The sequence below is a fragment of the Nocardioides sp. URHA0020 genome, assembly GCF_000620705.1.
In the GTDB taxonomy this organism is placed as follows: domain Bacteria; phylum Actinomycetota; class Actinomycetes; order Propionibacteriales; family Nocardioidaceae; genus Nocardioides.
The window spans coordinates 320,867-345,183 of sequence record NZ_KK211168.1; the positions used below are offsets into that span (position 1 = coordinate 320,867).

General features: G+C 72.7%; 19 protein-coding genes and 1 riboswitch. Of the genes, 13 read left to right on the forward strand and 6 right to left on the reverse strand.

The annotated features are described in order from the left end of the window. Positions 1 to 57: 57 nt before the first annotated feature. From pepN to N542_RS0113300, 9 genes are all read left to right on the forward strand, one after another. Positions 58 to 2,502: an aminopeptidase N gene (gene pepN, locus N542_RS0113260; RefSeq protein ID WP_028644327.1), complete on the forward strand. Its 2,445-nt coding sequence runs from the start codon at positions 58 to 60 to the stop codon at positions 2,500 to 2,502. Continuing rightward, positions 2,499 to 3,332 (forward strand): formate dehydrogenase accessory sulfurtransferase FdhD, encoded by an 834-nt coding sequence (locus tag N542_RS0113265; RefSeq protein WP_028644328.1) that lies wholly within the window; start codon positions 2,499 to 2,501, stop codon positions 3,330 to 3,332. The genes pepN and N542_RS0113265 overlap by 4 nt, the downstream gene beginning before the upstream one ends. A gap of 40 nt (positions 3,333 to 3,372) precedes the next feature. Next, positions 3,373 to 4,473: a hypothetical protein gene (locus N542_RS0113270; protein ID WP_028644329.1), complete on the forward strand. Its 1,101-nt coding sequence runs from the start codon at positions 3,373 to 3,375 to the stop codon at positions 4,471 to 4,473. Positions 4,474 to 4,503: 30 nt separating this feature from the next. Continuing rightward, a complete protein-coding gene (locus N542_RS0113275) occupies positions 4,504 to 5,670 on the forward strand; it encodes a hypothetical protein (RefSeq protein WP_028644330.1) in 1,167 nt (388 codons plus the stop codon). Positions 5,671 to 5,761: 91 nt separating this feature from the next. Next, complete coding sequence (locus N542_RS0113280; RefSeq protein WP_028644331.1) at positions 5,762 to 6,943, forward strand: hypothetical protein; 1,182 nt, start codon at positions 5,762 to 5,764, stop codon at positions 6,941 to 6,943. Positions 6,944 to 6,983: 40 nt separating this feature from the next. Further along, positions 6,984 to 8,174 carry a hypothetical protein gene (locus N542_RS0113285; RefSeq protein ID WP_155993054.1) on the forward strand — a complete coding sequence of 397 codons (1,191 nt, stop codon included), beginning with the start codon at positions 6,984 to 6,986 and terminating at the stop codon, positions 8,172 to 8,174. A 48-nt stretch (positions 8,175 to 8,222) separates the two neighbouring features. Then, positions 8,223 to 9,407, forward strand: a complete 1,185-nt coding sequence (locus N542_RS0113290) for an exonuclease SbcCD subunit D (protein WP_028644333.1) — start codon at positions 8,223 to 8,225, stop codon at positions 9,405 to 9,407. Beyond that, positions 9,404 to 12,049 (forward strand): AAA family ATPase, encoded by a 2,646-nt coding sequence (locus N542_RS0113295; RefSeq protein ID WP_028644334.1) that lies wholly within the window; start codon positions 9,404 to 9,406, stop codon positions 12,047 to 12,049. The genes N542_RS0113290 and N542_RS0113295 overlap by 4 nt, the downstream gene beginning before the upstream one ends. A gap of 9 nt (positions 12,050 to 12,058) precedes the next feature. Next, positions 12,059 to 12,817, forward strand: coding sequence for a class I SAM-dependent methyltransferase (locus N542_RS0113300; protein WP_028644335.1), 759 nt, complete (start codon positions 12,059 to 12,061; stop codon positions 12,815 to 12,817). A gap of 3 nt (positions 12,818 to 12,820) precedes the next feature. On the opposite strand, the gene N542_RS0113305 is transcribed toward N542_RS0113300, so the two are convergent. After that, entirely contained in the window at positions 12,821 to 13,297 is a 477-nt protein-coding gene (locus N542_RS0113305) for a pyridoxamine 5'-phosphate oxidase family protein (protein WP_028644336.1), read from the reverse strand. Between the two features lie 34 nt (positions 13,298 to 13,331). On the opposite strand from N542_RS0113305, the gene N542_RS0113310 reads away from it, so the two are divergent. From N542_RS0113310 to N542_RS0113325, 4 genes are all read left to right on the forward strand, one after another. Further along, entirely contained in the window at positions 13,332 to 14,852 is a 1,521-nt protein-coding gene (locus N542_RS0113310; protein WP_028644337.1) for a TldD/PmbA family protein, read from the forward strand. Next, positions 14,852 to 16,255: a metallopeptidase TldD-related protein gene (locus N542_RS0113315; protein ID WP_028644338.1), complete on the forward strand. Its 1,404-nt coding sequence runs from the start codon at positions 14,852 to 14,854 to the stop codon at positions 16,253 to 16,255. Before N542_RS0113310 ends, N542_RS0113315 begins: the two co-directional genes overlap by 1 nt. A 112-nt stretch (positions 16,256 to 16,367) precedes the next feature. Next, the gene (locus N542_RS0113320; RefSeq protein WP_028644339.1) at positions 16,368 to 16,913 is read left to right on the forward strand and encodes a hypothetical protein; all 546 of its coding nucleotides are present in this window, start codon (positions 16,368 to 16,370) and stop codon (positions 16,911 to 16,913) included. Between the two features lie 121 nt (positions 16,914 to 17,034). Beyond that, complete coding sequence (locus tag N542_RS0113325) at positions 17,035 to 17,736, forward strand: Ig-like domain-containing protein (RefSeq protein ID WP_028644340.1); 702 nt, start codon at positions 17,035 to 17,037, stop codon at positions 17,734 to 17,736. Between the two features lie 10 nt (positions 17,737 to 17,746). On the opposite strand, the gene N542_RS0113330 is transcribed toward N542_RS0113325, so the two are convergent. From N542_RS0113330 to ftsR, 5 genes are all read right to left on the reverse strand, one after another. Further along, entirely contained in the window at positions 17,747 to 19,078 is a 1,332-nt protein-coding gene (locus tag N542_RS0113330) for a serine hydrolase domain-containing protein (protein ID WP_081795218.1), read from the reverse strand. Positions 19,079 to 19,086: 8 nt separating this feature from the next. Continuing rightward, positions 19,087 to 21,942: an aminomethyl-transferring glycine dehydrogenase gene (gene gcvP / locus N542_RS0113335; RefSeq protein ID WP_028644342.1), complete on the reverse strand. Its 2,856-nt coding sequence runs from the start codon at positions 21,940 to 21,942 to the stop codon at positions 19,087 to 19,089. A 70-nt stretch (positions 21,943 to 22,012) separates the two neighbouring features. Further along, positions 22,013 to 22,110, reverse strand: a riboswitch (glycine riboswitch). A 162-nt stretch (positions 22,111 to 22,272) separates the two neighbouring features. Next, positions 22,273 to 22,866 carry a MerR family transcriptional regulator gene (locus N542_RS0113340; RefSeq protein WP_028644343.1) on the reverse strand — a complete coding sequence of 198 codons (594 nt, stop codon included), beginning with the start codon at positions 22,864 to 22,866 and terminating at the stop codon, positions 22,273 to 22,275. 176 nt (positions 22,867 to 23,042) lie between these two features. After that, entirely contained in the window at positions 23,043 to 23,516 is a 474-nt protein-coding gene (locus N542_RS0113345; protein WP_081795185.1) for a bifunctional nuclease family protein, read from the reverse strand. A gap of 31 nt (positions 23,517 to 23,547) precedes the next feature. Beyond that, positions 23,548 to 24,294, reverse strand: a complete 747-nt coding sequence (gene ftsR / locus N542_RS0113350) for a transcriptional regulator FtsR (RefSeq protein WP_081795186.1) — start codon at positions 24,292 to 24,294, stop codon at positions 23,548 to 23,550. Positions 24,295 to 24,317 lie beyond the last annotated feature (23 nt).

Sequence of the window (24,317 nt, forward strand, 5' to 3'; positions counted from 1 at the left end):
GGAAGTTGGTGCCGACCCGAGACCCGGACGGCTCCGCACGACACCTAGGGTGGGCCCGTGAGCAGCCCGTCGCACAGCCTCCAGCGCACCGAAGCGGTCGCCCGCCGCGAGCTCCTGGAGGTGCTCGACTACGACCTGCGCCTCGACCTCGCCGGCGACGAGACGACCTTCGGGTCGGTGACCACGATCCGCTTCACCAGCCGGGGCGGGCCCACCTTCCTCGACCTCAAGCCGGTGCAGGTCCGCTCGATCCGGCTCAACGGCACGCCCGTGGACCCCGATCTGCTCGATCGCGGACGGCTGCCGATCCAGACGGTCGAGGGCGACAACGAGCTGGTCGTCGACGCCGTGATGCCCTTTCGCAACGACGGCGAGGGGCTGCACCGCAGCACCGATCCCGCGGACGGCAGGTCCTACGTCTACGGGATGATGTTCATGGACGCCGCACCGTCGGTCTTCGCGTGCTTCGACCAGCCGGACCTGAAGGCGCCGTACACGCTGCACGTCCTGGCGCCGACCGACTGGACGGTCGTGGCCAATGCCCCGGGGAGCAACCCGGAGGCCGGCGTCTGGGAGTTCGAGCGCAGCCAGCCGCTGTCGACGTACTTCGTCACCGTGGTCGCCGGGCCCTACCACCTGATCACCGACCACCACGACGGCATCCCGCTCGGGTTGTCCGTGCGAGCCAGCATGGCGGGCGCGCTCGACGCCGATGCCGACGAGCTCTTCACGATGACCAAGCAGTGCTTCGACGAGTTCCACCGGCTCTTCGGCATCCGCTACCCGTTCGGCAGCTACCACCAGGCCTTCGTGCCCGAGTTCAACGCCGGCGCGATGGAGAACCCGGGGTGCGTGACCTTCCGCGACCCGCTGATCTTCACCAGCCGGGTCACGCGCGGCCTGCGCATCCAGCGCGCCTCGACCCTGGCGCACGAGATGGCCCACCAGTGGTTCGGCAACCTGGTCACGCCGCAGTGGTGGGACGACCTCTGGCTCAACGAGTCGTTCGCCGAGTACATGGGCAACCGGGTGACCGCCGACGTGACGGAGTACGGCGATGCCTGGGTGGACAACGCCTACGCCCGCCGGCAGTGGGGGCTCAACGCCGACCAGCGCCCGAGCACCCACCCGGTCGCCGGCAACGGCGCGGTCGACGCGACCGCCGCGTTGCAGGACTTCGACGGCATCTCGTACGCCAAGGGCTCGAGCATCCTCAAGCAGCTCAACACCAGTCTCGGTGACGACGTCTTCCTGGCCGGGGCGGTCGACCACTTCACGCGCCACCGGTTCGGCAACGCCACGATGCACGACCTCGTCGAGTCGTGGGAGCGCGCGGGAGCCGGCGACCTGTCCGACTTCACCTCGAACTGGCTGCGCACCGCCGGTCCCGACACCATCCTGCTGGACCGGGCCGCCGGCGTGATCCGGCGGACGCCGCCGGCCGAGCACCCGGCCGACCGCTCCCACACCTTCCGCGCGGCCGTCGCCACCGACGGCGTGTGGAGCACCCGGTCGATCACGCTCACCGGCCCGGAGACGACGTACGACGTCGGTGGTGACCCGATCGTGCTCGACCCGTACGAGGACACCTGGGCGGTGTTGGTGCCCGACCGGCAGACCGTCGACCAGCTCAAGTCGCTGCTGCCCGGCGTCCAGGACCCGGCCCTGCGTGCGGGCATCTGGAACAACGTGCGCAGCGCCTTCCATGTCGCGGCACTCGCCCCCGCCGACGTCGTCGACCTCGTGGTCGCGAGCGCTCCGGTGGAGTCCACCGAGGACAGCCGCCGACGGATCGGGTCGTGGCTGCTCACCGACGTGCTGCCGCTCGCTCCGTCCGGCTCGCTCGAGCGCGTCCACGACGCGGCCCTCGGCAAGCTCGGCTCGACCGAGGTGGGCTCGGAGCACCAGCTCTCGGCCTTCCGGATGGCGATCTCGACCTCGACCGCACCCGACGAGCTGCGTGGCTGGTTGGCGGCGACGCCCACGGGGATCGACCTCGACCTCGACCTGCGGTGGCGGCTGCTGGGGCGGCTGGCCTCGCTCGGTGCCACCGACGCCGGCGAGCTCGACGCCGCGCTCGCCGCCGAGCCCACCGGGGAGTCGCGCGTGGCCCGCATGCGGGCCGTGGTGTCGCTGCCGACGCCCGAGGCCAAGGCCCTCGCCTGGGACGTCTTCACCGGCCGGCTCGACGTGCCCAACTACGAGCTCGAGGCCGCCGGCACCGGCATGTGGCGCGGCGGCCAGGAGGAGCTCACGGCGCCGTACGTCGACCGCTACTTCGCCGAGCTCCCGGCGACCGTCGGCGTGCGCAGCGGCTGGGTGCTCGCCGACGCCACCGAGTTCTTCTTCCCGGTCACGTCGCTGGCCGACGAGACACTCGCCCGCGCCCTCGACCTGGCGGCCGACGAGACGCTCGCGCTGCCCGTGCGCCGTCGCCTGGGCGACGCGGCCGACGACCTGGGTCGGCTGCTGGCGATCCGGAAGGCGTTCCCGACCTCATGAGCCTCGAGCGTGCACGCCGTCCGGGACCGACCGTCCGGACGCGCGTGCACGAGGTCACCGACGCCGGCGAGCGCACCCGCGAGGACCGGCTGGCGACCGAGGAGCCGCTGGAGATCCGGCTGGCGTGGCCCGGCGCGCCGGTGCGGCGGGTGTGGGTCACGATGCGGACCCCGGGCCACGACTTCGAGCTCGCGGCCGGGTGGCTGGTGCACGAGGGGCTGACCGCGCCGGAGGCGATCCACGGGGTGGCCTACTGCACCGACACCGACCTGGCTCCGGAGCAGGAGTTCAACGTCGTCACGGTGACCCTCTCCTCGCCTCCGCTGCTCGACCCGGGGCACCGGCACGTCGGGCAGTCCTCCGGGTCGTCGGCCTGCGGCGTGTGCGGCAAGGACAGCATCGCCGAGGCGCTGGCCGCGCCGATCTCGAAGCGCTGGACCGGGGCACTGCCCACCGGCGACGTCGTACGCCGCCTGCCCGACCTGATCCGGGAGCGCCAGAGCGTCTTCGACCGGACCGGCGGGGTGCACGCGGCCGGCCTCGCCAACGCCGACGGCGAGCTGCTCGTCGTCCGTGAGGACGTCGGGCGGCACAACGCGGTCGACAAGGTGACCGGAGCGCGCGTGCTCGCCGGGTCGGAGCCCGCAGGCGCCTGCCTCGTGGTCAGCGGGCGCGCCGGGTTCGAGCTGGTGCAGAAGGCGATCGCAGCCGGGACGGGTGCCCTGGTCGCGGTCGGCGCGCCCACGTCGCTGTCCGTCCGGCTGGCCGCCGATGCCGGGCTGGTGCTCTACGGGTTCACCAGCGCCCGGCGGTGCGTGCGCTACGCGTGACGACCGGGCGCTGTCCGTGAGGTGTCCTACAGTCTGACGCATGGGACGTTCTCGGCTCCGCCTGCTGGCCTGCCTCGCCCTCGCCGCCGCCCTGGTCTCGCCGGTCGCTCCGGTCACGACCTCGAGCGCCGCTCCGCCACCGACGATCCCCGTCGTCCCGTCGGCGCTTCGGCCCGGCGTCGCGGTGCGGCCCCCGGCCCGCATCGTCGGCAACCAGCTGGTGCGGATGCGACACCCGAAGCTCACCATCGCCTCCGAGGCCAAGGGCGAGTACCCGCGCGGCCTGTTCCGCGCCCGCGGTGGCTACCTGGTCAACCTCGACCTCTATCGAGGCAGCCGGTTCCTCGGCAACCGGGTCAAGTTCGTCACCGACAGCGGTCGCATCAAGGTCCTGCGCGACCGCTCGCGGTACGCCGTCCTGCAGGTGGCCACCGACAAGCGCACCTACATCGGCACGGGTCCGGTGATCCGCAGGTTCCGCGTCAGCGACGGCAGCGCGGTCGGCAAGACGTACAAGAAGTTCGGCACGCGGATCATCGCGGTGACCCCCGAGCGCGTGCTGATGGGCGGCGCGTCGCGCGTGGTGCTGTGGAACACCCGCACCGGCAACACCCGGGTCCTCACCGCGGGCAACGAGGACTACCCCTTCGAGATGCCGTACGGCGTGCAGGCGGTGTCGATCGGCACCCGCGCGTTCAGCGTGGTCAAGCACGGGCGACAGGTCGTCTTCGACACCACGAGCAAGAAGCCCCTGTGGAAGACCGACCTCAACGAGGCGGTGCTCCGGTTCTCCCCCGACCACAAGCAGGTCCTCACCGTCACGGGCAAGGTCCACATCGGCGAGGAGGAGTCCGACGAGTACCTGATCCGCAAGATCTCGGTCCGCAACGCCCGGACGGGCAGGCTGCTCGCCTCGTTCACCGGGCTCTTCGACATCAACTTCGACCATCTCTACGACGCGCCGACGATCTGGGACTCGGCGGGCTTCCTCACCTACGCCTTCGAGAGCATCGATGACGAGGACTCGTGGCCCACCCCCACGGGCCGGGCGGCCGTCCGCTGCCAGGTCTCGATCGCGACGTGCAAGAAGGTCTACGACGGCAACCTCCGCGGGATCTGGGCCAAGCCCGAGACCGACTGACACCTCGACACGGCAAGGTACGGTGCCCGCATGGGACGTTCTCGGATCCGCCCCCTCGTCAGTCTCGTCGTCGCCGCGGCGCTGGTGCCGCCGGTCGCCACGGTCACGGCGGCGCACGCTGCTGCTCCCCCACCACCGACGGTCTCCGTCGTGCCGTCGGAGCTGCCCGTGGGCGCGGCGGCGAAGCCGCAGGCGCGCATCGTCGACGGCAAGCTGCTGCGGCCCGGCAAGAAGGCGATCTCCCTCGCCTCCCTGGGGTCGCGTCCAGGCTTTCCGCACCGGGCGCGGGGCGGCTACCTGATCGACTTCAGCGACTACAAGGGCAGCCGGTTCCTGGGCTACCGGGTCGTGTTCATCAGCGACAGCGGCCGCAAGCGGTACGTCGTCAAGGGCTCGCCGTACCGCATCGAGAAGGTCGCCAGCGACGGGCGCACCTACATCGGCGCCAAGGAGCGCCGCAAGAACGGCAGGTTCAAGCAGGGCGAGATCCTGCGCCGCATCCGGGTCAGTGACGGCCGCTCGCTCGGCAAGACCCTGGAGATCGCCGGCTACCCCCTGATGATGGAGGTCACCCCCCGCCGCGTCCTCACCGGCTACGTGCCCTCCAACGGCCCGCACGTCGGCGCACCCCGCACGCTGTGGTGGACCACCAGCACCGGGAAGATCCGCGTCGTCGCGACCGGAGCGGGCTATCCGTCCGGGATGCCGGAGACCCAGGGCGCGTCGTTCGACAGCCACGCGTTCAGCGCGGTCAAGGGCGGGCGACAGGTGGTGTTCGACACCCGCACCACCAAGCGGATCTGGAAGACGGCCGTCAACGAGGCGCTGGACGAGTTCTCCCCCGACCACAAGAAGGTCATCACGACCGCGCGCCCGAGCGGTGCCGGCCCGGAGGAGTCCGACGGCTACGTCCTGCGTCAGCTGTCGGTCCGCAACGCCCGCACCGGCCGCCTCCTGGTGACGTTCCGCGGGGTCTTCCAGGGCACCAACAGCCCCCGGCCCTTCACCGCGCCGACCCACTGGGAGACCTCGGACACCTTCATCGTCCGGGCCTACGACCGCCTGGTGGCGGAGGACTACTGGCACAACCCGGAGGGCGAGGCGCCCATCCGGTGCCGTGTGTCGACCGCGACGTGCCAGCGTGTCCGTGACAACGGCGTCCTCAACGCCCGATGGGTGGTCCCCCACAGCGAGTGACGGACGGGCGGTCCGCGCCGTCGCGTCACGACCACGCATCACTTCCGCTCCGTCGGTCGCTCCGGTAGTCGCGGCGGCGTATGTTGACGGGATGGGTCGTCGACAGATCCGCCTCCTGATCGGCTGCGCCGCGCCCACCGTCCTGGCCGCCGTCCTGATCTCGACGGTGGCCGCGGCCTCGGTCGCCGCAGCGGCGCCGCCGGTGCCGGTCGTCCCCTCCGACCTGCCGGTCGGTGCCGCAGCGACTCCCCCGGCCCGGCTGCTCCACGGCACGCTGCTGCTCCCCGGCCGCGAGCCGGTGCAGGTCCAGGCCCAGGACAAGTACCCGAACCGGCTGTGGCGGGTGCGCGGTGGCTACCTCGTCGACTCCGAGCTGTGGAGCCACGAGCACTTCCTCGGCTACCGGATCGACTTCCTCACCGACCGGGGCGCGCTGCGGATCCTGGTCCGGAGGACGCCGTACCACGTCGAGCAGGTGGCCTCCGACGGTCGCTCGTACATCGCCGCCAAGAGCCGCACCACGGCCGCCGGCGACCCGACGTACGGCGTGACCCTCCGCCGGATCCGCGTGCGTGACGCCCGTCCGCTGGACACCAGGCTCGACATCGCGGGTGAGCCGACGATGGTGGCTGCCACCGCCCATCGGGTCCTCGTCGGGTACGTCCCCCGGACCGGCAAGCACCGCTTCCAGCCCCGGACCATCTGGTGGACCACGAGCACCGGCCGGGTCCGGGTCGCCGCCACCACCCCGCGCGTGCCGCCCCTGATGCCCGAGGGCGTGCAGGCGGCCTCGTTCGGCGCGCACGCCTTCAGCGTCGTCAGGCACGGGCGCCAGGTGGTGCTCGACACGCGCACCGGGAAGCGCCTGTGGAGGACCTCCCCGAACGAGGCGGTCCTGCGGTTCTCCCCCGACCACAAGCGGGTCGTGACGCTCGGGTCCGCGGTGCGCTACGGCGAGCAGGACGAGCAGTACGTCGCTCAGCGGCTGTCGGTCCGCAACTCCCGGACCGGCCGGCTGCTCGCTGCGTTCAGCGGGGTCTTCGAAGGTCCGTTCCTGCTCGGCCGGCAGCTGCGGGCCGAGACGCACTGGGAGACGTCGGACGCCTTCGTGGCCTTCGCCTACGACAGCACAGCCGTGAACGGCGACGGGGTCCGCTCCCCCGTCCCCGAGGACCCGGCGCCCATCCGCTGCCGCGTCTCGACGGCCACCTGCGAGCGGGTGCTCGACGACGGCGCCCTCGACGGCGCGTGGGTGACCCCGAGGACCAGCTGACGTCCGGGACAGCCGGCTCCGGTCGGATAGTGTGACCAGGGTGACTGATGTGAAGCGTTCTCGGGTCCGCGTCTTCAGCACCTTCGCGCTGGCCGCCGCCCTGCTGGGAACGGTCCTGCCGACCGTGGCCTCGAGCGCAGCCGCAGCGCCCGTGACGCCGGTCGTGCCATCCGCGCTTCCGATGGGCCCGGCGACCAAGCCGGCGGCCCGGATCGTCGGCAAGCAACTGCTGCGGCCCGGGAAGTCAGCGGTCTCGCTCGCGCCGTACGGCAACGGCGTGAGCGTGAGCCCGCTGTTCCGGGCGAAGGGCGGCTACCTCATCTACATCACCCGGTTCGAGGGACGCCCGATCAACGGCAAGGTCGCGGGGTACCGGATCATCTTCATCAGCGACAGCGGCCGCAAGCGCGAGGTCGCCAGGCTCTCGCCGTACAAGGTCACCGCGGTTGCCCCCGACGGCCGCACGTTCATCGGCTCCAAGACGCGCTACAGCACGAAGGGCAAGTTCCTGCAGGGCGCGGTCCTCCGACGGATCCGGCTGAGCGACGGGCGCCCGGTCGGATCGACGCTGACGATCGCCGGCTACCCGGACATGATCGCTGTCACCGCCGAACGGGCCCTGATGGGATACGTGCCGCTGAACGGCAGGCACGACGGCGAGCCCCGGACGGTGTGGTGGAGCACGCAGAGCGGCCGGGTCCGTGTCGTGGCGGCCAATCCGAAGGTTCCGCCCGGCATGCCGGACTACGTCCAGGGCGCCTCGCTGGGCGCCCACGCGTTCAGCGTGATCAAGCACGGACGGCAGGTGGTGCTCGACACCCGGACCGGTGATCGCCTGTGGAAGACGTTCTCGGGCGAGGCTGTGCGCACCTTCTCCCCCGACGGCAAGAAGGTCGTCTCGGTCGCGAAGCCGCTCGGCGCCGGCCACGAGGAGGGCGACGGATACCTCGTTCGCCGGCTCTACGTCCGCAACGCCCGCACCGGCAGGCTGCTGGTCACGTTCACCGGGTACTTCCGAGGCATCGGTCTGGAGGAACACGGCGCACCGAGCCACTGGGAGTCCGCGGACTCCTACTTCACGTACGGCCACGACACCGGTTTCGGCCCTGACGACTGGCCCGCCTCCGGGAGCGAGATTCCAATCCGCTGCCGAGTCTCGACGTCGACGTGCGAGAGGGTGCCTGACACCAGCACCCTGAAGGGCACGTGGGTGACCCCGAAGAGCAGCTGACCGGCGTGGGGGCGGGGGGCTGTCGGTGCCACCTTCTACCGTGGCGGCATGCGCATCCTGCACACCTCCGACTGGCACCTGGGCCGGTCGTTCCACCGTGAGGGGATGCTCACGCACCAGGCGGCGTACGTCGACCACCTGCTGGCGGTCGTGGAGCAGGAGCGGGTCGACCTCGTGGTCGTCGCCGGCGACATCTACGACCGGGCGCTGCCCCAGGTCGACGCGGTCCGGCTCGCCGACGAGACGCTCGCCCGGCTCGCCGCGTCGCGGGCGCAGGTCGTGCTCACGAGCGGCAACCACGACTCGGCCCAGCGGCTGGGGTTCAGCTCGCGGCTGATCGACGCCGCCGGGGTCTTCATCCGCACCGACGCGGCCACCGTCGGCACCCCAGTGCTGCTCGGTGACGAGCACGGCGAGGTCGCCGTCTACGGGATCCCCTACCTGGACCCCGACTCGGTCCGCGAGCCCTGGGGCCTGCCGGCCAGGTCGCACGAGGCGGCGCTCGGTGCGGCGATGCGCCGGGTCCGGGCCGACCTCGCCGGAGGTGGCGGACGGCGCCGACGGTCCGTGGTGCTGGCGCACGCCTTCGTGGCCGGCGCCGAGCCGAGCGAGTCCGAGCGCGACATCAGCGTCGGTGGCGTCTCGCTGGTGCCCACGAGCACCTTCTCCGGCGTCGACTACACCGCGCTCGGCCACCTGCACGGCCGGCACACGCTCACCCACGCCGTGCGCTACTCCGGCTCGCCGCTGGCCTACTCGTTCTCCGAGGCCGACCAGCTCAAGGGCTCCTGGCTGGTCGAGCTCGGCGCCGACGGCCTGAGCGCCGCCGAGTTCGTCGAGGCGCCGGTGCCGCGTCCCCTCGCCCGGCTCCGCGGCACGCTCGCCGAGCTGCTCGCGGACCCCCGGCACGCCCGGCACCGCGACGCCTGGGTGCAGGCGACCCTCACCGACGACGTCCGCCCGTTGCAGGCGATGGAGCAGCTGCGCACGAGGTTCCCGCACACGCTCGTCATCGGCTTCGAGCCGACCGGGGGCACCTCGCACGCCGTACCTCTGGCGCGGCCGCAGGGCCGCTCCGACCACGACATCGCCCTTGACTTCGTCGCCGAGCTGCGCGGTGCGCCGGCCACGGCCGACGAGGCGGCCCTGCTGCAGGCGGCGACCGAGGCGTGCTGCGAGGACCCGGAGGTCGACGTCCTGGTGTCGGCCGCCGGCACGGAGGGTCTCTGGTGAGGCTCCACCACCTGCGGGCCACGGCCTTCGGCCCGTTCGCCGGCACCGTCGACGTGGACTTCGACGAGCTGTCCGCGGCCGGTCTCTTCCTGCTGTCGGGCCCGACCGGGGCCGGCAAGACCAGCGTGCTCGACGCGGTCTGCTTCGCCCTGTACGGCGACGTGCCCGGCGACCGCAACACCGCCAAGCGGCTGCGCTCCGACCTGGCCGCGCCGGGCGTGCGACCTCAGGTCGTGCTGGAGGCGACGCTCGGAGGTCGGCGCTTCCGGATCACCCGCTCACCGTCGTGGGAGCGCGCCAAGAAGCGTGGTGAGGGCACGACCACCGAGCAGGCGTCGGTGACGATCGCCGAGCGCGTCAGCGGCGCCTGGGTGACCCAGTCGACGCGGCTCGACGAGAGCGGCCACCTGATCTCGCGCCTGCTCGGGATGAACGTCGCCCAGTTCACCCAGGTCGCGATGCTGCCGCAGGGCCGGTTCCAGGCGTTCCTGCGAGCGCGCTCCGACGAGCGGCACCGGCTGCTCCAGCAGCTCTTCCGCACTGGCCGGTTCGAGGACGTCGAGCGGTGGCTGCGCGACCGGCGGCTCGACCTGAGACGGCGCGCCGACACCGCGCGCGAGACCGTCAGCGACCTGGTGAGCCGGGTCAGCGAGACCACGGGTGTGGTGGCGCCCGAGGACGTCGCTCCGGAGGCCTGGGCGGGCGCGTTGCGCGCCGCCGCCGCCGAGAGCTGTGCCGAGACCGCTGCCGCCGCCGCGGAGGCGGCCGAGCTGGAGGCGACGCTGCGCGGCTCGCTCGAGGCCGGTCGGGCGCTGCACGAGCGCCGGGTGCGCCTCGACGCCGCGGTCGCCGAGCAGCGCCGGCTCGACGCGGCGGCCGAGGACCACGCCGACGGCGTACGCCGGCTCGACGCGGCGCGTCGCGCCAGCGCCGTCGTCCCGCTCCACCAGGTGGCCGTCCGGGCCCGTCGTGCCCGCTCGGCCGCGCAGACGGTCGTCTCGCGTCTCGAGGTCGACGACCGAGCGGTGCTCGAGGTGCACCTGCAGGAGGCCGTCGACGGCGCGGCCCGCGCGCGTGCGCTGCAACCGCGGGTCGACCGCCTGGCGGCGCTGCGCACGCAGGAGGCCGGCCTGCTGACCCGGCGAGCCCGCCTGGAGACGGCGGCGGAGCGCGCGCTGGCCGACGCCCGGGTGCTCGTGTCGACCCTCGCGGCGAGCGTCACGTCCGCCCGGGCGGCCTACGACGTGGCGCGCGAGACCACGATCCAGGCCCGCACGCGCGCGCTCGACGTGCGGGAGGCGCGCCTGCTCGGCATGGCCGCCGAGATGGCGGGCGGCCTGGCCGTCGGCGGCTCGTGCCCGGTCTGTGGCTCCTGCGAGCACCCGCACAAGGCGGCGGCCGATGACGGCGCTCCCGACGAGGCCACCGAGCGCGCCGCCCAGAAGACCGCGGACGACGCGGCGGCGACCGAGCACCTGCGCGACGTGGAGCTGCGCACGCTGGCCGCCGAGCTGCTCGCCGCCGAGGGCAGGGTCGACGTGGTCCCCGCCGAGATCGCCACCGAGGCCGGGGCCGTCGACGCCTCGCTGGCCGCGCTCGCGACCGAGGCGACCACGCTCGAGGCCGAGCTCGCCGGGCACGACGACAGCCTGCTGACGACCCACGCACAGCACGAGCACGCCGCCCGGGCCGGGCTCGCCGCCCTCGACGGGCTGACGGCGGCCGAGACCACGCTCGCCGACGCCGAGCAGACCCTGGCCGCCGCGGTGGCCGAGGCAGGCTTCGACGACGCCGACCAGGCGGCGCAGGCGGCGCTCGACCGGCGCACGTACGACGCCCTCGCCCGCACCCTGGCCGACCACGACCGCAGGCTCGCGGCGGTGGCCGCGGTGCTCGAGGAGCCCGGCGCAGACGTGGCTGCCGGGCCGCTGCCCGATGTCGCCGCCCTCGCGACCGCCCACCAGGCGGCCGCACGCGGACTCCGCGACGCGCACGTCCAGGAGGCCGCGTGGGCCCGGCGGGCCGAGCGCCTCGCCCGCCTCACCGCCGACCTCGACCGGGCCGTCGCCGCCTGGCGGCCGCTGCACGACGAGCTCGAGGTGGTCACCCGGCTGGCGTCGTTCGTCGAGGGGAAGTCCGGTGACAACCGGCTGCAGATGCGGCTCTCGGCGTACGTCCTGGCCTATCGCCTCGCCCAGGTCGTGGCGGCCGCCAACGAGCGGCTGGGCGGCATGAGCGACCGGCGCTACACGCTCGAGCACACGGGGCGTCGCGGTGCCGGCGAGACCCGCGGTGGCCTGAGCCTGCTGGTGCGCGACGACTGGTCCGGCGAGGCGCGCGACCCGGCGACCCTCTCCGGCGGCGAGACCTTCGTGGTCTCCCTCGCGCTGGCGCTGGGCCTGGCCGACGTCGTCACCCAGGAGGCCGGGGGCGCGGACCTCGACACGCTCTTCGTCGACGAGGGCTTCGGTGCTCTCGACGCCGACACCCTGGACGACGTCATGGACACGCTCGACTCCCTGCGCGACGGTGGCCGGGTCGTCGGCGTGGTCAGCCACGTCGCCGAGATGCGCGACCGGATCCCCACCCAGCTGCTGGTCGCCAAGTCACGCGTGGGCTCGACGGTGGCCGTGAGCCGCTAGGTTGCCTGGGTGACGTTCCACGTCCCGCCCGACGCCTACGCCCGCTTCATGGGCCGGTTCTCCGTGCCGTTGGGCGTGGCGTTCGCCGACTTCGCCGGCGTCGAGGCCGGCCAGCGGGTCCTCGACGTGGGCTCCGGGCCGGGCGCGCTGACCACCGAGCTCGTCCGCAGGCTGGGGCCGGACGCGGTCTCCGCCGTCGACCCCTCGCCGCCGTTCGTCGCCTCACTCACGGCCCGGATGCCGGAGGTCGACGTGCGGGCGGCCGCCGCCGAGGACCTGCCGTACCCCGACGACTCCTACGACGCCGCCCTGGCCCAGCTCGTCGTGCACTTCATGAGCGACCCGGTCGTCGGTCTCCGGGAGATGGCGCGGGTGACCCGCCCCGGTGGCGTCGTCGCCGCGTGCGTGTGGGACCACGACGGCGGCGGCAGCCCGCTGAGCCTGTGCTGGGACGCTGCCCGCGAGCTGGACCCGGATGTCGTCGACGAGTCCGGCCTGGCCGGCGCGCGCGAGGGACACCTCCAGCAGCTCGTCGCGGAGGCCGGCCTGAGCGACGCCCGGGCGACGCTGCTGAGCGTCGAGGTGCCGTTCGCGACCTTCGACGAGTGGTGGGAGCCCTACACCTACGGCATCGGGCCGCTCGGCGCCTACATCGCCGGCCTCGACGAGGCCGGCCGCCAGGCGCTCCGTACCCGGTGTGCCGAGCGGCTGCTGCCCGCGCCGTTCGGCATCAGCGGCTCGGCCTGGGCGGTCCGGGCTCGCGCCTGAGGCTCAGACGTCGACCTGACCGTGCTCGGCGTCGTAGGTGTCTCCGGTCAGCTTGGTCTTGGCGAAGCTGATCAGCGACGCGACCTTGCCGCCGGGGGTGTCCCAGTACTCGCCCCGCTCGACGTCGACCTTGATCAGCACGGCGTTCGGGTCCTCGGGTCCGCCGGGCAGCCAGGCCTCGGCGAAGGTGTTCCACAGCTCCTTGAGCTTCGCGTCGTCGTCGACCACGGCCGCCGTACCGGTGACCGCGACCCAGGAGTCGCGTGCCGAGAAGGTCAGGGACACGACCGGGTTCTGCTGGACCGCGCGGGTGTGGGCGGTGTCGCGCGCCGAGATGAACCACATCTCGGCGGAGGGCTCGACCTCCTGGCGAGCCATCGGCACGCTGCGCGGGCCCTCGGCGCCGTACGTCGTCAGCATCGCGATCGGCATGTCGTCCATCAGGTCGACGAGCTTCTTCTGGTCTGCGTTGTCGGTCATGCCCGCCCAGTACCCCGTCCGATAGGTTCGACGCATGGGCGCCCGCGTGCTTGATCCGACGTTCACCTCACTCCCCTACCGCAGCCTCGGCGAGGCCGCGCTGGCCCGGGCCGCCGAGCTCGGCGCCAGCCACGCGGACTTCCGCTTCGAGCGGGTGCGCTACCAGGAGCTGACCGCCCGCGACGGCGCGCTGCAGGGGGCCGGCGACACCGAGGACCTCGGCTTCGCCGTGCGGGTGCTCCACGCAGGCGCGTGGGGCTTCGCGTCTGGCGTGGTGCTGACCGCCGAGGAGGCGGTCCGCGTCGCCGAGACCGCGGTGGCCGTCGCCCGCGTCGCGGCCGAGATGACCACGACGCCGGTCGAGCTGGCCGCGGAGCCGACGTACGACGACGTCGAGTGGGTCTCCGCCTACGAGATCGACCCCTTCGAGGTGTCGGTGGCCGAGAAGGCGGCGGTGCTCATCGACTGGACCAACCGGCTGCGCACCGGCGCGGCGGTCGACCACGCCTCGGCGTACCTGCTGCAGGTGCACGAGAACAAGTACTACGCCGACCTCAGCGGCACCCGCACCACCCAGCAGCGGGTCCGGCTCCAGCCGGGCTTCGAGGCGATGGGCTCCGGCGCGGACACGTTCGACTCGATGGCGAGCATCGCCCCGCCGGTGGGCCGCGGCTGGGAGTACCTGACCGGCGGTCCCCAGAGCTGGGACTGGGACGGCGAGATCGAGCAGGTCCCGGACCTCCTGGCCGAGAAGCTTGCGGCACCCAGCGTCGAGGCGGGCACCTACGACCTGGTGATCCACCCCTCCAACCTGTGGCTGACCATCCACGAGTCGATCGGCCACGCGACCGAGCTGGACCGGGCGCTGGGCTACGAGGCCAACTACGCCGGCACGTCGTTCGCGACCCTCGACCAGCTCAACACGCTGCAGTACGGCTCCCCCGTCATGAACGTCACTGGCGACCGGACCGTCGAGCACGGCCTCTCCACGGTCGGGTACGACGACGAGGGCGTCGCCACCCAGAGCTGGGACATCGTCAGGGACGGACTGTTCACCGGCTACCAGCTCGACCGGTCCATGGGCGCGATGCACCCCGAGCTCAACGCGGGCCGCTCCAACGGGTGCGCGTACGCCGACTCCTCCGGGCACATCCCCATCCAGCGGATGGCCAACGTGTCGCTGCAGCCGGCGCCGGACGGGCCGAGCACCGAGGAGCTGATCGGCCGGGTCGAGCGTGGCCTGTACGTCGTCGGCGACAAGTCGTGGTCGATCGACATGCAGCGCTTCAACTTCCAGTTCACCGGCCAGCGGTTCTACACGATCACCGACGGCGAGCTGACCGGCCAGGTCCGCGACGCGGCCTACCAGGCCACCACCACCGACTTCTGGCGCTCGATGGAGGCTGTCGGCGGTCCCGACACCTGGGTCCTGGGCGGTGCGTTCAACTGCGGCAAGGCCCAGCCGGGCCAGGTCGCAGCGGTCAGCCACGGCTGCCCGACCTCGCTCTTCCGGGACGTTCGGATCCTCAACACCGTCGCCGAGGGAGGCAACTGATGGCTACCCCAGGAGCCGCGCTGAGCCCGCAGTCCTTCGTCGAGCACGCGCTGGCGACGTCGATCGCCGACGACTGCATCGTCATCGTCCACGACAAGACCAGCGCCAACCTGCGCTGGGCCAACAACACCCTGACCACCAACGGCGTCATGCACGGCGTCGGCGTCACCGTGATCTCGTTCGTCCACACGGCCGCGGGGGTGGCGACGGGCTCGGTCACCGGCACCGCGACCGACCAGGCAGGTGTCACCGCGCTCGTGCAGGCCGCCGACGCGGCCGCCCGTGCCGCCTCGCCCGCCGAGGACGCCGCCGACCTCGTGCGCGACGCCGTGTCTCCGGACTGGGCCGAGCCGTCGGTGCCCACCGACATCCACGTGTACGACGCGCTGGCGCCGGCGCTGGGTGAGGCGTTCGGCCGCGCCGCCTCGGAGGACCGGGTGCTCTACGGCTTCGTCAACCACGAGATGACGACCACCTACCTCGGCTCGACCACCGGCCTGCGGCTGCGCCACGTGCAGCCCACCGGCCACTACGGCTGCACCGGCAAGCCCACCGACCTGTCGACCAGCGCCTGGGTGGGCGGCGCGACCCGCGACTTCGCCGACGTCGACCCGCTCGCCTTCGACGCCGAGCTGGCCCGCAGGCTCGGCTGGGCGCGGCGGCGGGTCGACCTGCCCGCCGGCCGCTACGACACGATCCTGCCGCCCGGCTCGGTGGCCGACCTGATGATCGACGCCTACTGGTACGCCGGCGCACGGGTCGCCCACGAGGGCCAGTCGGTCTACAGCCGGCGGGGCGGCGGCACGCGGGTGGGCGAGCGGATCGCGGCGCCGGGGGTGAACCTCTACTCCGACCCGGCGTACGACCCGATCCAGGCGGCGCCCTTCGTCGTCGCCTCCCAGTCCGGCAACCAGTCCTCGGTCTTCGACAACGGTCTCCCCCTCGCCCGGACCGACTGGATCCGCGACGGCGCGCTGACCTCGCTGCTCCAGACCCGGCACTCCGCTGCCATGACCGGTCTCGCGGTCACGCCGGCCGTCGACAACCTCGTCCTGTCCGTCGACGACGCCGTCGGCACGGAGCAGGACCTCGTGGCGGGCACGGAGCGTGGGCTGCTGCTGACCTGTCTGTGGTACATCCGCGAGGTCGATCCGCAGTCGCTGCTCGTCACCGGGCTGACCCGCGACGGCGTCTACCTGGTCGAGGGCGGCGAGATCACCGGCGTGGTGAACAACTTCCGGTTCAACGACAGCCCGGTCGACCTGCTCAACCGCTTCACCCACGCCTCCGCGACCGTCCCGAGCTTCAGCCGCGAGTGGGGCGACGACTTCTTCTCCCGGACGGCGACTCCCGCCCTGCGGGTGCCGGACTTCAACATGTCCAGCGTCTCCCAGGCGCAGTAGCCCCTCCCCACCTGAAGCCGATCCACCTCGGATGCAACCGGACGCGGGGCCCGGGCGTATCCCGTGTGTTCGTCAGACCGACGAGCGGACACACACAGAAAGCGACACCGACATGCGCACCACCCGGCTCATCTCGGGCGTCCTGGCCGCCTCCGCGACCTCCGCCCTCATCGGGCTGGGCACGGCACCGGCCCACGCCCAGACCCCCGACCCGTCCCAGCCCGGCGTCACCCACGAGCGCGGCATCGTGCTCGGCTGCACCGGCCGGCTCGGCCAACGGGCGGTCCTGGCCAACCTGTACGAGAACCGGACCTACGGCAACTTCCTCGAGATCCAGGTCGGCGAGGGCGACGGAGCCGGCGAGGTCAACGTCTCGCGCCAGGTCGCGAAGCGGTTCGTCGTCAAGGGCAGGGTCCGGGCGCACGCCGTCCTGGCCCACCACCGGGTCGCCGTGCGCGGCACCGCCGTCCGGACCTCCCACGTCACCCCGGTGCACGAGGTCGTCGAGGACGCCGGGCTGCGGATCGTCTCCGACGGCACCCACACGCGACTGCGGACGAAGCTCACCCTCATCTACGGCAAGCGCGCCACGAAGCTGGCGTGCAGCGACGCGTTCGTCTACGACCTGACCGTCACCAAGACGTCGCTCGTCGACTGATGTGAGGCGTCGACGGCCCGGACGTCCCTCCGCGACGAGGGGTCCGGGCCGTTCTCGCCCTCGGGCCGGCCCGTTGCCCTACGCTCGCGCCGACCCGGTGCCAGCCCACGAACGGAGTGCCATGCCCACCCGCGTCCTCGTCCGGCTGGTCGTGCTGCTGCTCGGCGTCGCCCTGGTCGGCACGTCCCCGGCTCGCGCCGACGACGCCTCGGACCTCCCCGTCGTCGTGAACGACACGGTGACGCTCTGGCCCGGTCAGGGCCGGGACATCAACGTCCTCGCGAACGACTCCGACCCGGGAGGGGACGATCTCGACGTGTGCCGTCTGCCCCGTCCCCGGTCTGGGGAGCCCGATCCGCCCGTGTCCGTCTACGACCGGTCGGGGCTCTCCGACGCACCGACCGGCACGCTGCGCGTCGTCGCCGACCCGGCGGCCCGCGGGACCCACACCATCTCGTACTACGTCTGCAACCACACGCGTCTCGCGCCCGCGACCCTGACGGTCGTCGTGCGACCGGTCGCAGCCGTCGACGTCGTGGCCGTGCGCGGCCGAGCGGGCCGGATCCGCGTGACCAACCACAACGACCGGCGGGTCCTGATGATCGTGACCGATCGGGCCGGCTGCCAGGTGGACGTCCGGGCCCGGATCGGCGCGCACGCCACCCGGACCTTCCGGGTGCGCCGGCACACGGTCTTCTGGACGGCGCTGATCGGTGCCGACGCGTCCCCCGGCATCGCCGACCGCGGCCGGGTCCGCCACATCAGGCTGACCAGACCGGCGGCGCCGCCGACCGAGCCAGGCCAGATCTGCCTCTGGCGCTGACGAACCCCGGTCACCGACCCGGAGGGCCGCCGGGGATGGGGGCCTCCGGGTCGTACGGCGTGCGCGTGTAGACGAACGTCGCCACCTCGAGGTGCCCGACCGAGCCGTCGGCGCGGCGTACGACGTGGAGCTCCTCACCGGCGTGGTAGCCCGAGCGGCCCACGACCCGACCGTCGACCACCGAGAAGCGGTAGAGCTCGACGCCGTTGCGCCGACCCACCAGCGCCTCGGCCTCCATGGCGAAGACGATCGGCGTGTTGCCCCAGTGCCAGAGCCCGGGCACCCCGGCCAGCTCGGCCGGCACCCCCGGCGAGGGCGCCCAGGGCAGCGCCACCGTCGGCTCGCACCGCTCGAGCTCCTCGAGCAGCTCGGTCACGATCGTGGCCGGCGAGTAGCCGACCGTGGCGTTGGCGAGCACGACACCGCCCACCCTCCGCTGCCGGTCGACGAGCACCGTGGCGAGGAAGCCCGGCATCGAGCCGGTGTGGCCGGCGAGCGTGCCCGACCCCCCGGGGAGCAGCTGGAAGCCGAGGCCGTGGGCGTAGCGCAGGCCGTCCGTCGGGTTGCCCGACTGCGGGCCGAAGGCCCGCGCGAGCTCGTCGGCCGAGAGCACGTCCGGGTGTCCGTCGAGCAGGAAGGTCGCGTAGCGGGCGAGGTCGGTGATCGTCGCCCACACCTGACCGGCCGGCGCCATCGCGCCGGTGTCGGTCGCCGGCTCGGCCACCAGCGTGGAGTCGTAGGGCTGCACCGACCAGCCCGGGGCGGCCGCGCCCTCGGGCAGGTACGACGTCCGCGTCATCGCCAGCGGCTCCAGGACCCGCGTCCGGACGGCCTCCCACCAGGTGGTGCCGAGCAGCCGGGCGGCCAGCTCGCCCAGCAGGGCGTAGCCGAGGTTGGAGTAGTGGAACTCCTGGTGCACCGGGAAGGCGGTGCCCGACCCGTCGTTGGCCGCCACGAGGTCCTCCCACGACACCCCGGCCGAGCGCTCCCACCACGAGCCGTGGGGCTCGGACTGGAGTCCGGCGCTGTGCGCCAGCAGGGTGCGCAGCGTGCGGTCGGCGTACCCGACGTCGCCGAGCACCACCGAGGCCGGGTCGTCGAGCCCGATCCGGCCGTCGCGCACCAGCTGGAGCACCAGCACCGCGGTCATCGTCTTGGTGATGGACCCGATGCGGTACTGCACGTCGCACGGGTCGTGACCGGGCACCGGCGGCTCGCCGTACGCCTCGAACCAGACCGGCCCGCCGTCGCGGACCAGCCCGGCGACCACCGAGGGCAGCCGCCCGCTCGACTGGGCGTGGGCCAGCCGGGCGCGCAGGCGCCGGGCCGTCAGGTCTGCCACGCGGTCACTCACTCGGCGAAGGCTTCCAGAGGAGGGCACGCGCAGACCAGGTTGCGGTCGCCGTACGCCTGGTCGATGCGGGCGACCGGCGGCCAGTACTTGTCGGGGTCGATGCCGGTCGGGAAGACCGCCAGATCACGGGAGTAGGACCGGTCCCACTCGCCGACCAGCGCCCGCGAGGTGTGCGGGGCGCCCCGCAGCGGCGACGTCTCGGGGGTCCACTCCCCCGCAGCGACGCGGTCGATCTCGCCGCGGATCGCGATCATCGCGTCGATGAAGCGGTCGATCTCGGCGAGGTCCTCGGACTCGGTCGGCTCGACCATCAGCGTCCCGGCGACCGGGAACGACATCGTCGGCGAGTGGAAGCCGTAGTCGACCAGCCGCTTCGCCACGTCGTCGACGGTGACGCCGGTGTCCTTGGTCAGCCCGCGCAGGTCGAGGATGCACTCGTGGGCGACCAGCCCGCCGTGCCCGCGGTAGAGCACCGGGTAGTGCTCGCCGAGCCGCGCGGCGACGTAGTTGGCCGAGAGCACCGCGACCGCGGTCGCGCGGGTCAGCCCGGCCGCACCCATCAGCCGGATGTAGGCCCACGAGATCGGCAGGATGCCGGCCGAGCCGTACGGCGCGGCGCTGATCGGTCCGATCCCCTCGCGCTTGGCCGGCTCCGGGTGCATCGCGTGCGAGGGCAGGTACGGCGCCAGGTGGGCGCGCACCGCGACCGGACCGACACCCGGGCCACCGCCACCGTGCGGGATGCAGAAGGTCTTGTGCAGGTTCAGGTGCGAGACGTCACCGCCGAACTCGCCGGGCTTGGCGTAGCCGAGCAGGGCGTTGAGGTTGGCCCCGTCGACGTAGACCTGGCCGCCGTGGCCGTGGACGATCTCGCAGAGCTCGCTGATGGTGTCCTCGTAGGCACCGTGCGTCGACGGGTAGGTCACCATGATCGCGGCCAGGTCGGCGGAGTGCTTCTCGCACTGGGCCCGCAGGTCGTCGAGGTCGACGGTGCCGTCGGCGCCGGACTTCACCACGACCACACGCATGCCGGCCATCACGGCCGAGGCCGCGTTGGTGCCGTGCGCCGACGACGGGATGAGGCACACGTCGCGAGCCTCGTCGCCGTTGGCACGGTGGTAGCCGCGGATCGCGAGCAGTCCGGCGAACTCGCCCTGGGAGCCGGCGTTGGGCTGGATCGAGACCCGGTCGTAGCCGGTGACCTCGGCCAGCCAGCCCTCGAGGTCGCTGACCAGCCGCTGGTAGCCGGCCGCGTCCTGGGCCGGCACGAAGGGGTGCAGGTCGGCGAAGCCCGGGAGCGAGATCGGCTCCATCTCGGTCGTCGCGTTCAGCTTCATGGTGCAGGACCCGAGCGGGATCATGCCCCGGTCGAGGGCGTAGTCGCGTGCCGAGAGCCGGCGCAGGTAGCGCAGCATCTGGGTCTCGCTGTGGTGGGCGCTGAAGACCTCGTGCGTCAGGTACTCCGTCGTGCGACGCAGCGCCGCGGGCAGCGCGTCGACCGGCTCGACCGACGCCGGGGTGACCCCGAAGGCCGTGTGCAGCGCCCGCAGCGTCGCCGGGGTGCTCACCTCGGAGAACGACAGCCCCACGGTGTCCGCGTCCACCAGCCGCAGCTGCAGGCCCTCGTCGCGAGCAGCGTCGACGATCTCGGCCGCGCGGCCCGGGGCGACCACGGTGAAGGTGTCGAAGAAGGATGTGGTCGGCACGTCGTAGCCCGCGCCGCGCAGCGACGCCGCCGCGCGCGCGGCGAGGTCGTGAGTGCGCCAGGCGATCGCAGCCAGGCCGCGCGGGCCGTGGTAGACGGCGTACATCGACGCGGTCACGGCGAGCAGCACCTGCGCGGTGCAGATGTTGGACGTCGCCTTGTCGCGGCGGATGTGCTGCTCGCGCGTCTGGAGCGCGAGCCGGTACGCCGGTCGGCCCTCGGCGTCGACCGACACCCCGACCAGCCGGCCCGGCAGGTGGCGCTCGAGGCCGGCGGCGACCGACATGTAGCCGGCGTGCGGGCCGCCGTAGAACAGCGGGACCCCGAACCGCTGGCTGGAGCCGACGACGATGTCGGCGCCGAGCTCGCCGGGCGCCTCGAGGAGGGTGAGGGCGAGCAGGTCGGCGGCGACCACGGCGAGTGCGTCGCGCTCGTGCGCCGCGGCGATGACCGCACGCGGGTCCGTGATCTGCCCCGACGCCCCGGGGTACTGCACCAGGACGCCGCTGAGCTCGCCGTCCGGGAGGCCGTGGGTGAGGTCGGCGACCACGACGTCGATCCCCATCGCCTCGGCGCGGGTGCGGACCACGTCGATCGTCTGCGGCAGGGCGTCGGCGTCCACGACGAACGGGCCGCGGGCCTTCTTGTTCGCGCGGCGCACCAGCGTCATCGCCTCGGCGGCCGCGGTGCCCTCGTCGAGCAACGACGCATTGGCGGTCGGGAGCCCGGTCAGGTCGCCGACCACGGTCTGGAAGTTCAGCAGCGCCTCGAGCCGGCCCTGGGAGATCTCCGGCTGGTACGGCGTGTACGCGGTGTACCAGCTGGGGTCCTCGAGCACGTTGCGGCGGATCACCGGCGGGGTGATGGTCGCGTGGTAGCCCAGGCCGATCATCGCCTCACCGGGGCGGTTCGCGGCCGCGATCGCGCGCAGCTCGCGGGCGGCGTCCTGCTCGTTGAGCGCCTCGGGGAGGTCGAGCGCCTCGGCCGAGCGGATCCCACCCGGGACGGCCGCAGCCATCAGCGCGTCGAGGGAGTCGAAGCCGAGCCGGCCGAGCATGATCTCGAGGTCCGCGGGGCGGATGCCGATGTGTCGCTCGACGAAGGACAGCGCGTCGTCGATCTCGCTGCGCGAAGGGTGGTCTGACATGTCGGGGGCTCCTCGAAGATCGTTCGGGTGCCTCCCCCTCTGTCGCACCGACGCTGGTGCTTCAGAGTGCCTGACCCGCACGGTCCTGGTGCCTGAGAGGTTCCGGGGAGGAATTGCCCCTTCGGCGCCCCGGCCGCCGAGCACCGGGGACTCTCCCGTGCGGGAGTGTCAGCAGCGTCAATGTACCGGGCATCCGGGCGCGGACACGACAGCGGCCCGCCGCCACGAGGGCGACGGGCCGAAAGTCACACCGGCAACCCGGTGATCGAGCACACCGGTCCCCCCGGTGGTCGAGCACACCGGTGCCCCGGTGGTCGAGCCTGTCGAGACTCAGCTGATCTTGCGGGCCGCGCGCCGGGCGGCGAGCTCGTCGCTCGCGCTGGGCGCGGCGTCGACCTCGGCGGTGCGCTCGGAGGGCAGCTCGGCGAGCGTGCCCTCGATCTCGTGCCAGACCCCGCCGATCGCGATGCCGAACACGCCCTGGCCGCCCTGCAGCAGGTCGATGATCTCCTCGTTGTTGGTGCACTCGTAGACCGAGACGCCGTCGCTCATCAGCGTGACGCGCGTCAGGTCCTCGGTGCCCCGCTGACGCAGGTGCAGCACCGCCGTCCGGATCTGCTGGAGCGAGATGCCGGCGTCGAGCAGCCGCTTGACGACCTTGAGCAGGAGGATGTCCTGGAAGGAGTAGAGCCGCTGCGACCCCGAGCCCTTCGCACCGCGGACGGTGGGCTCGATCAGGCCGGTGCGGGCCCAGTAGTCGAGCTGGCGGTAGGTGATCCCGGCGGCGCTGCACGCGGTCGGACCGCGGTAGCCCGTGTCGCTGGGCAACGGAGAGACGTCGTCGGTGAAGAGCAGACCCTGCTCCTCAGCCTCCTGTGCAGCGAGCGCCGAGTCGACGTCCGGCTGCTTCTCGATCTCTTTCACGCGGTCCTCCGGGGGCTACTCCGTCGATCGTAACTCTCCGGGGAAGGTGCCGGTCGGCCTGAGGAGCGGGCGTCACAGCGTTGGAGTTACAACAGAGACAGTTCAAGGTAGGCCCGCTTCGCGGAGCCGTCAAAGACGTCGGCGGCGTGTCGCAACTCTCAACCTCAGATTGAGGGTTAGCCCTGAGGGGCGTCGAAGTCCTCGGGAGTGACCTGGTCCAGGAACTCCCGGAACTTCTCGACCTCGTCCTCCTGCTCGGCGGGCACGGCGAGACCTGCCTCGTCGAGCACCTCGTCGGCGCAGACGATGCGGGTGCCGGTGCGCAGGGCCAGCGCGATGGAGTCCGAGGGCCGCGCGCTCACCTCGGCGCCGGAGTCGAAGACCAGGTTGGCGAAGAAGACGCCGTCCTTGACCTCGGTGATCTGGACCTCGGTCAGCTCGTTGCCGGTCGCCTCCAGCACGTCCTTCATCAGGTCGTGGGTCAGCGGCCGAGGCGGTACGACGCCCTGCTGGGCGAACGCGATCGCGGTGGCCTCGACCGCTCCGATCCAGATGGGCAGGTAGCGGTCCCCCGAGACCTCTCGCAGCAGCACGATCGGCTGGTTGGAGGGCATCTCGACCCTGACTCCCAAGACATCGACTTCACGCACGCGTTCACCCTACTCCGGGGTGGTCGGAGGATCAGACGGTGCGCAGCCCGGCCTTGACCAGCGTGGCGTGCAGCCGCACCGAGAGGGCCGCGATCTCGCTGATCGTCTCCTCGGCGCGAGCGCGGGCGGCGGCGTCCCGGCCGCGCTGGTGCGGCGCCACGACCTGCTCGACCAGCCCCACCTCGCGGTCGGCGGAGGTCTTGAACGCGCGCAGGTGGCGCGGCTCGAAGCCGAAGTCGGCCAGCTCGCGGGCGGTCTGGGCGATCACGAGCGCATCGGTGTCGTAGTGGCCGGTGCGCGAGGGCGTGACCAGGCCGTACTGCTCCAGCTCGGCGAGGAGCTCCTCGGAGAGCTCGGCGATCTTCAGGAGCTCTCGGCGTGAGAGCCGGACCTGGTCACGGCGCAAGAAGGACTCCGGGCTCGGCATGCCGTCGGCCGCCAGGGCCACCTGGGGCACCGTGGGGACCACCGGGTCGATCGGCGGCGGCTCGAGGCCGCGGTCGATCGCGTCGAGGTGCTCGCCGATCACCCGCAGCGGCAGGTAGTGGTCACGCTGCATCCGCAGGACGTAGCGGAGCCGCTCGACGTCCTCGGCCGAGAACTTGCGGTAGCCGCTCGCGGTGCGCTCGGGCTTGATCAGGCCCTTGTCCTCGAGGAACCGGATCTTCGGGATCGTGATGCCCGGGAAGTCGGGACGGAGGCGGTCGAGGACCTCCCCGATGTTCATCCGCCCCCGGGAGGGGGCCGGGCCGTCCGCCGGCCCAGCGACCGGGCTCATCTGGCCGTGCCCATCTCGCGGGG

Excerpts from the sequence above, each read along its gene's own strand:
- N542_RS0113265 (WP_028644328.1), top strand. The coding sequence starts at position 2,499 with ATGAGCCTCGAGCGTGCACGCCGTCCGGGACCGACCGTCCGGACGCGC.
- N542_RS0113270 (WP_028644329.1), top strand. The coding sequence starts at position 3,373 with ATGGGACGTTCTCGGCTCCGCCTGCTGGCCTGCCTCGCCCTCGCCGCC.
- N542_RS0113275 (WP_028644330.1), top strand. The coding sequence starts at position 4,504 with ATGGGACGTTCTCGGATCCGCCCCCTCGTCAGTCTCGTCGTCGCCGCG.
- N542_RS0113280 (WP_028644331.1), top strand. The coding sequence starts at position 5,762 with ATGGGTCGTCGACAGATCCGCCTCCTGATCGGCTGCGCCGCGCCCACC.
- N542_RS0113290 (WP_028644333.1), top strand. The coding sequence starts at position 8,223 with ATGCGCATCCTGCACACCTCCGACTGGCACCTGGGCCGGTCGTTCCAC.
- N542_RS0113305 (WP_028644336.1), bottom strand. The coding sequence starts at position 13,297 with ATGACCGACAACGCAGACCAGAAGAAGCTCGTCGACCTGATGGACGAC.
- N542_RS0113310 (WP_028644337.1), top strand. The coding sequence starts at position 13,332 with ATGGGCGCCCGCGTGCTTGATCCGACGTTCACCTCACTCCCCTACCGC.
- N542_RS0113315 (WP_028644338.1), top strand. The coding sequence starts at position 14,852 with ATGGCTACCCCAGGAGCCGCGCTGAGCCCGCAGTCCTTCGTCGAGCAC.
- N542_RS0113320 (WP_028644339.1), top strand. The coding sequence starts at position 16,368 with ATGCGCACCACCCGGCTCATCTCGGGCGTCCTGGCCGCCTCCGCGACC.
- N542_RS0113325 (WP_028644340.1), top strand. The coding sequence starts at position 17,035 with ATGCCCACCCGCGTCCTCGTCCGGCTGGTCGTGCTGCTGCTCGGCGTC.
- gcvP (WP_028644342.1), bottom strand. The coding sequence starts at position 21,942 with ATGTCAGACCACCCTTCGCGCAGCGAGATCGACGACGCGCTGTCCTTC.
- ftsR (WP_081795186.1), bottom strand. The coding sequence starts at position 24,294 with ATGAGCCCGGTCGCTGGGCCGGCGGACGGCCCGGCCCCCTCCCGGGGG.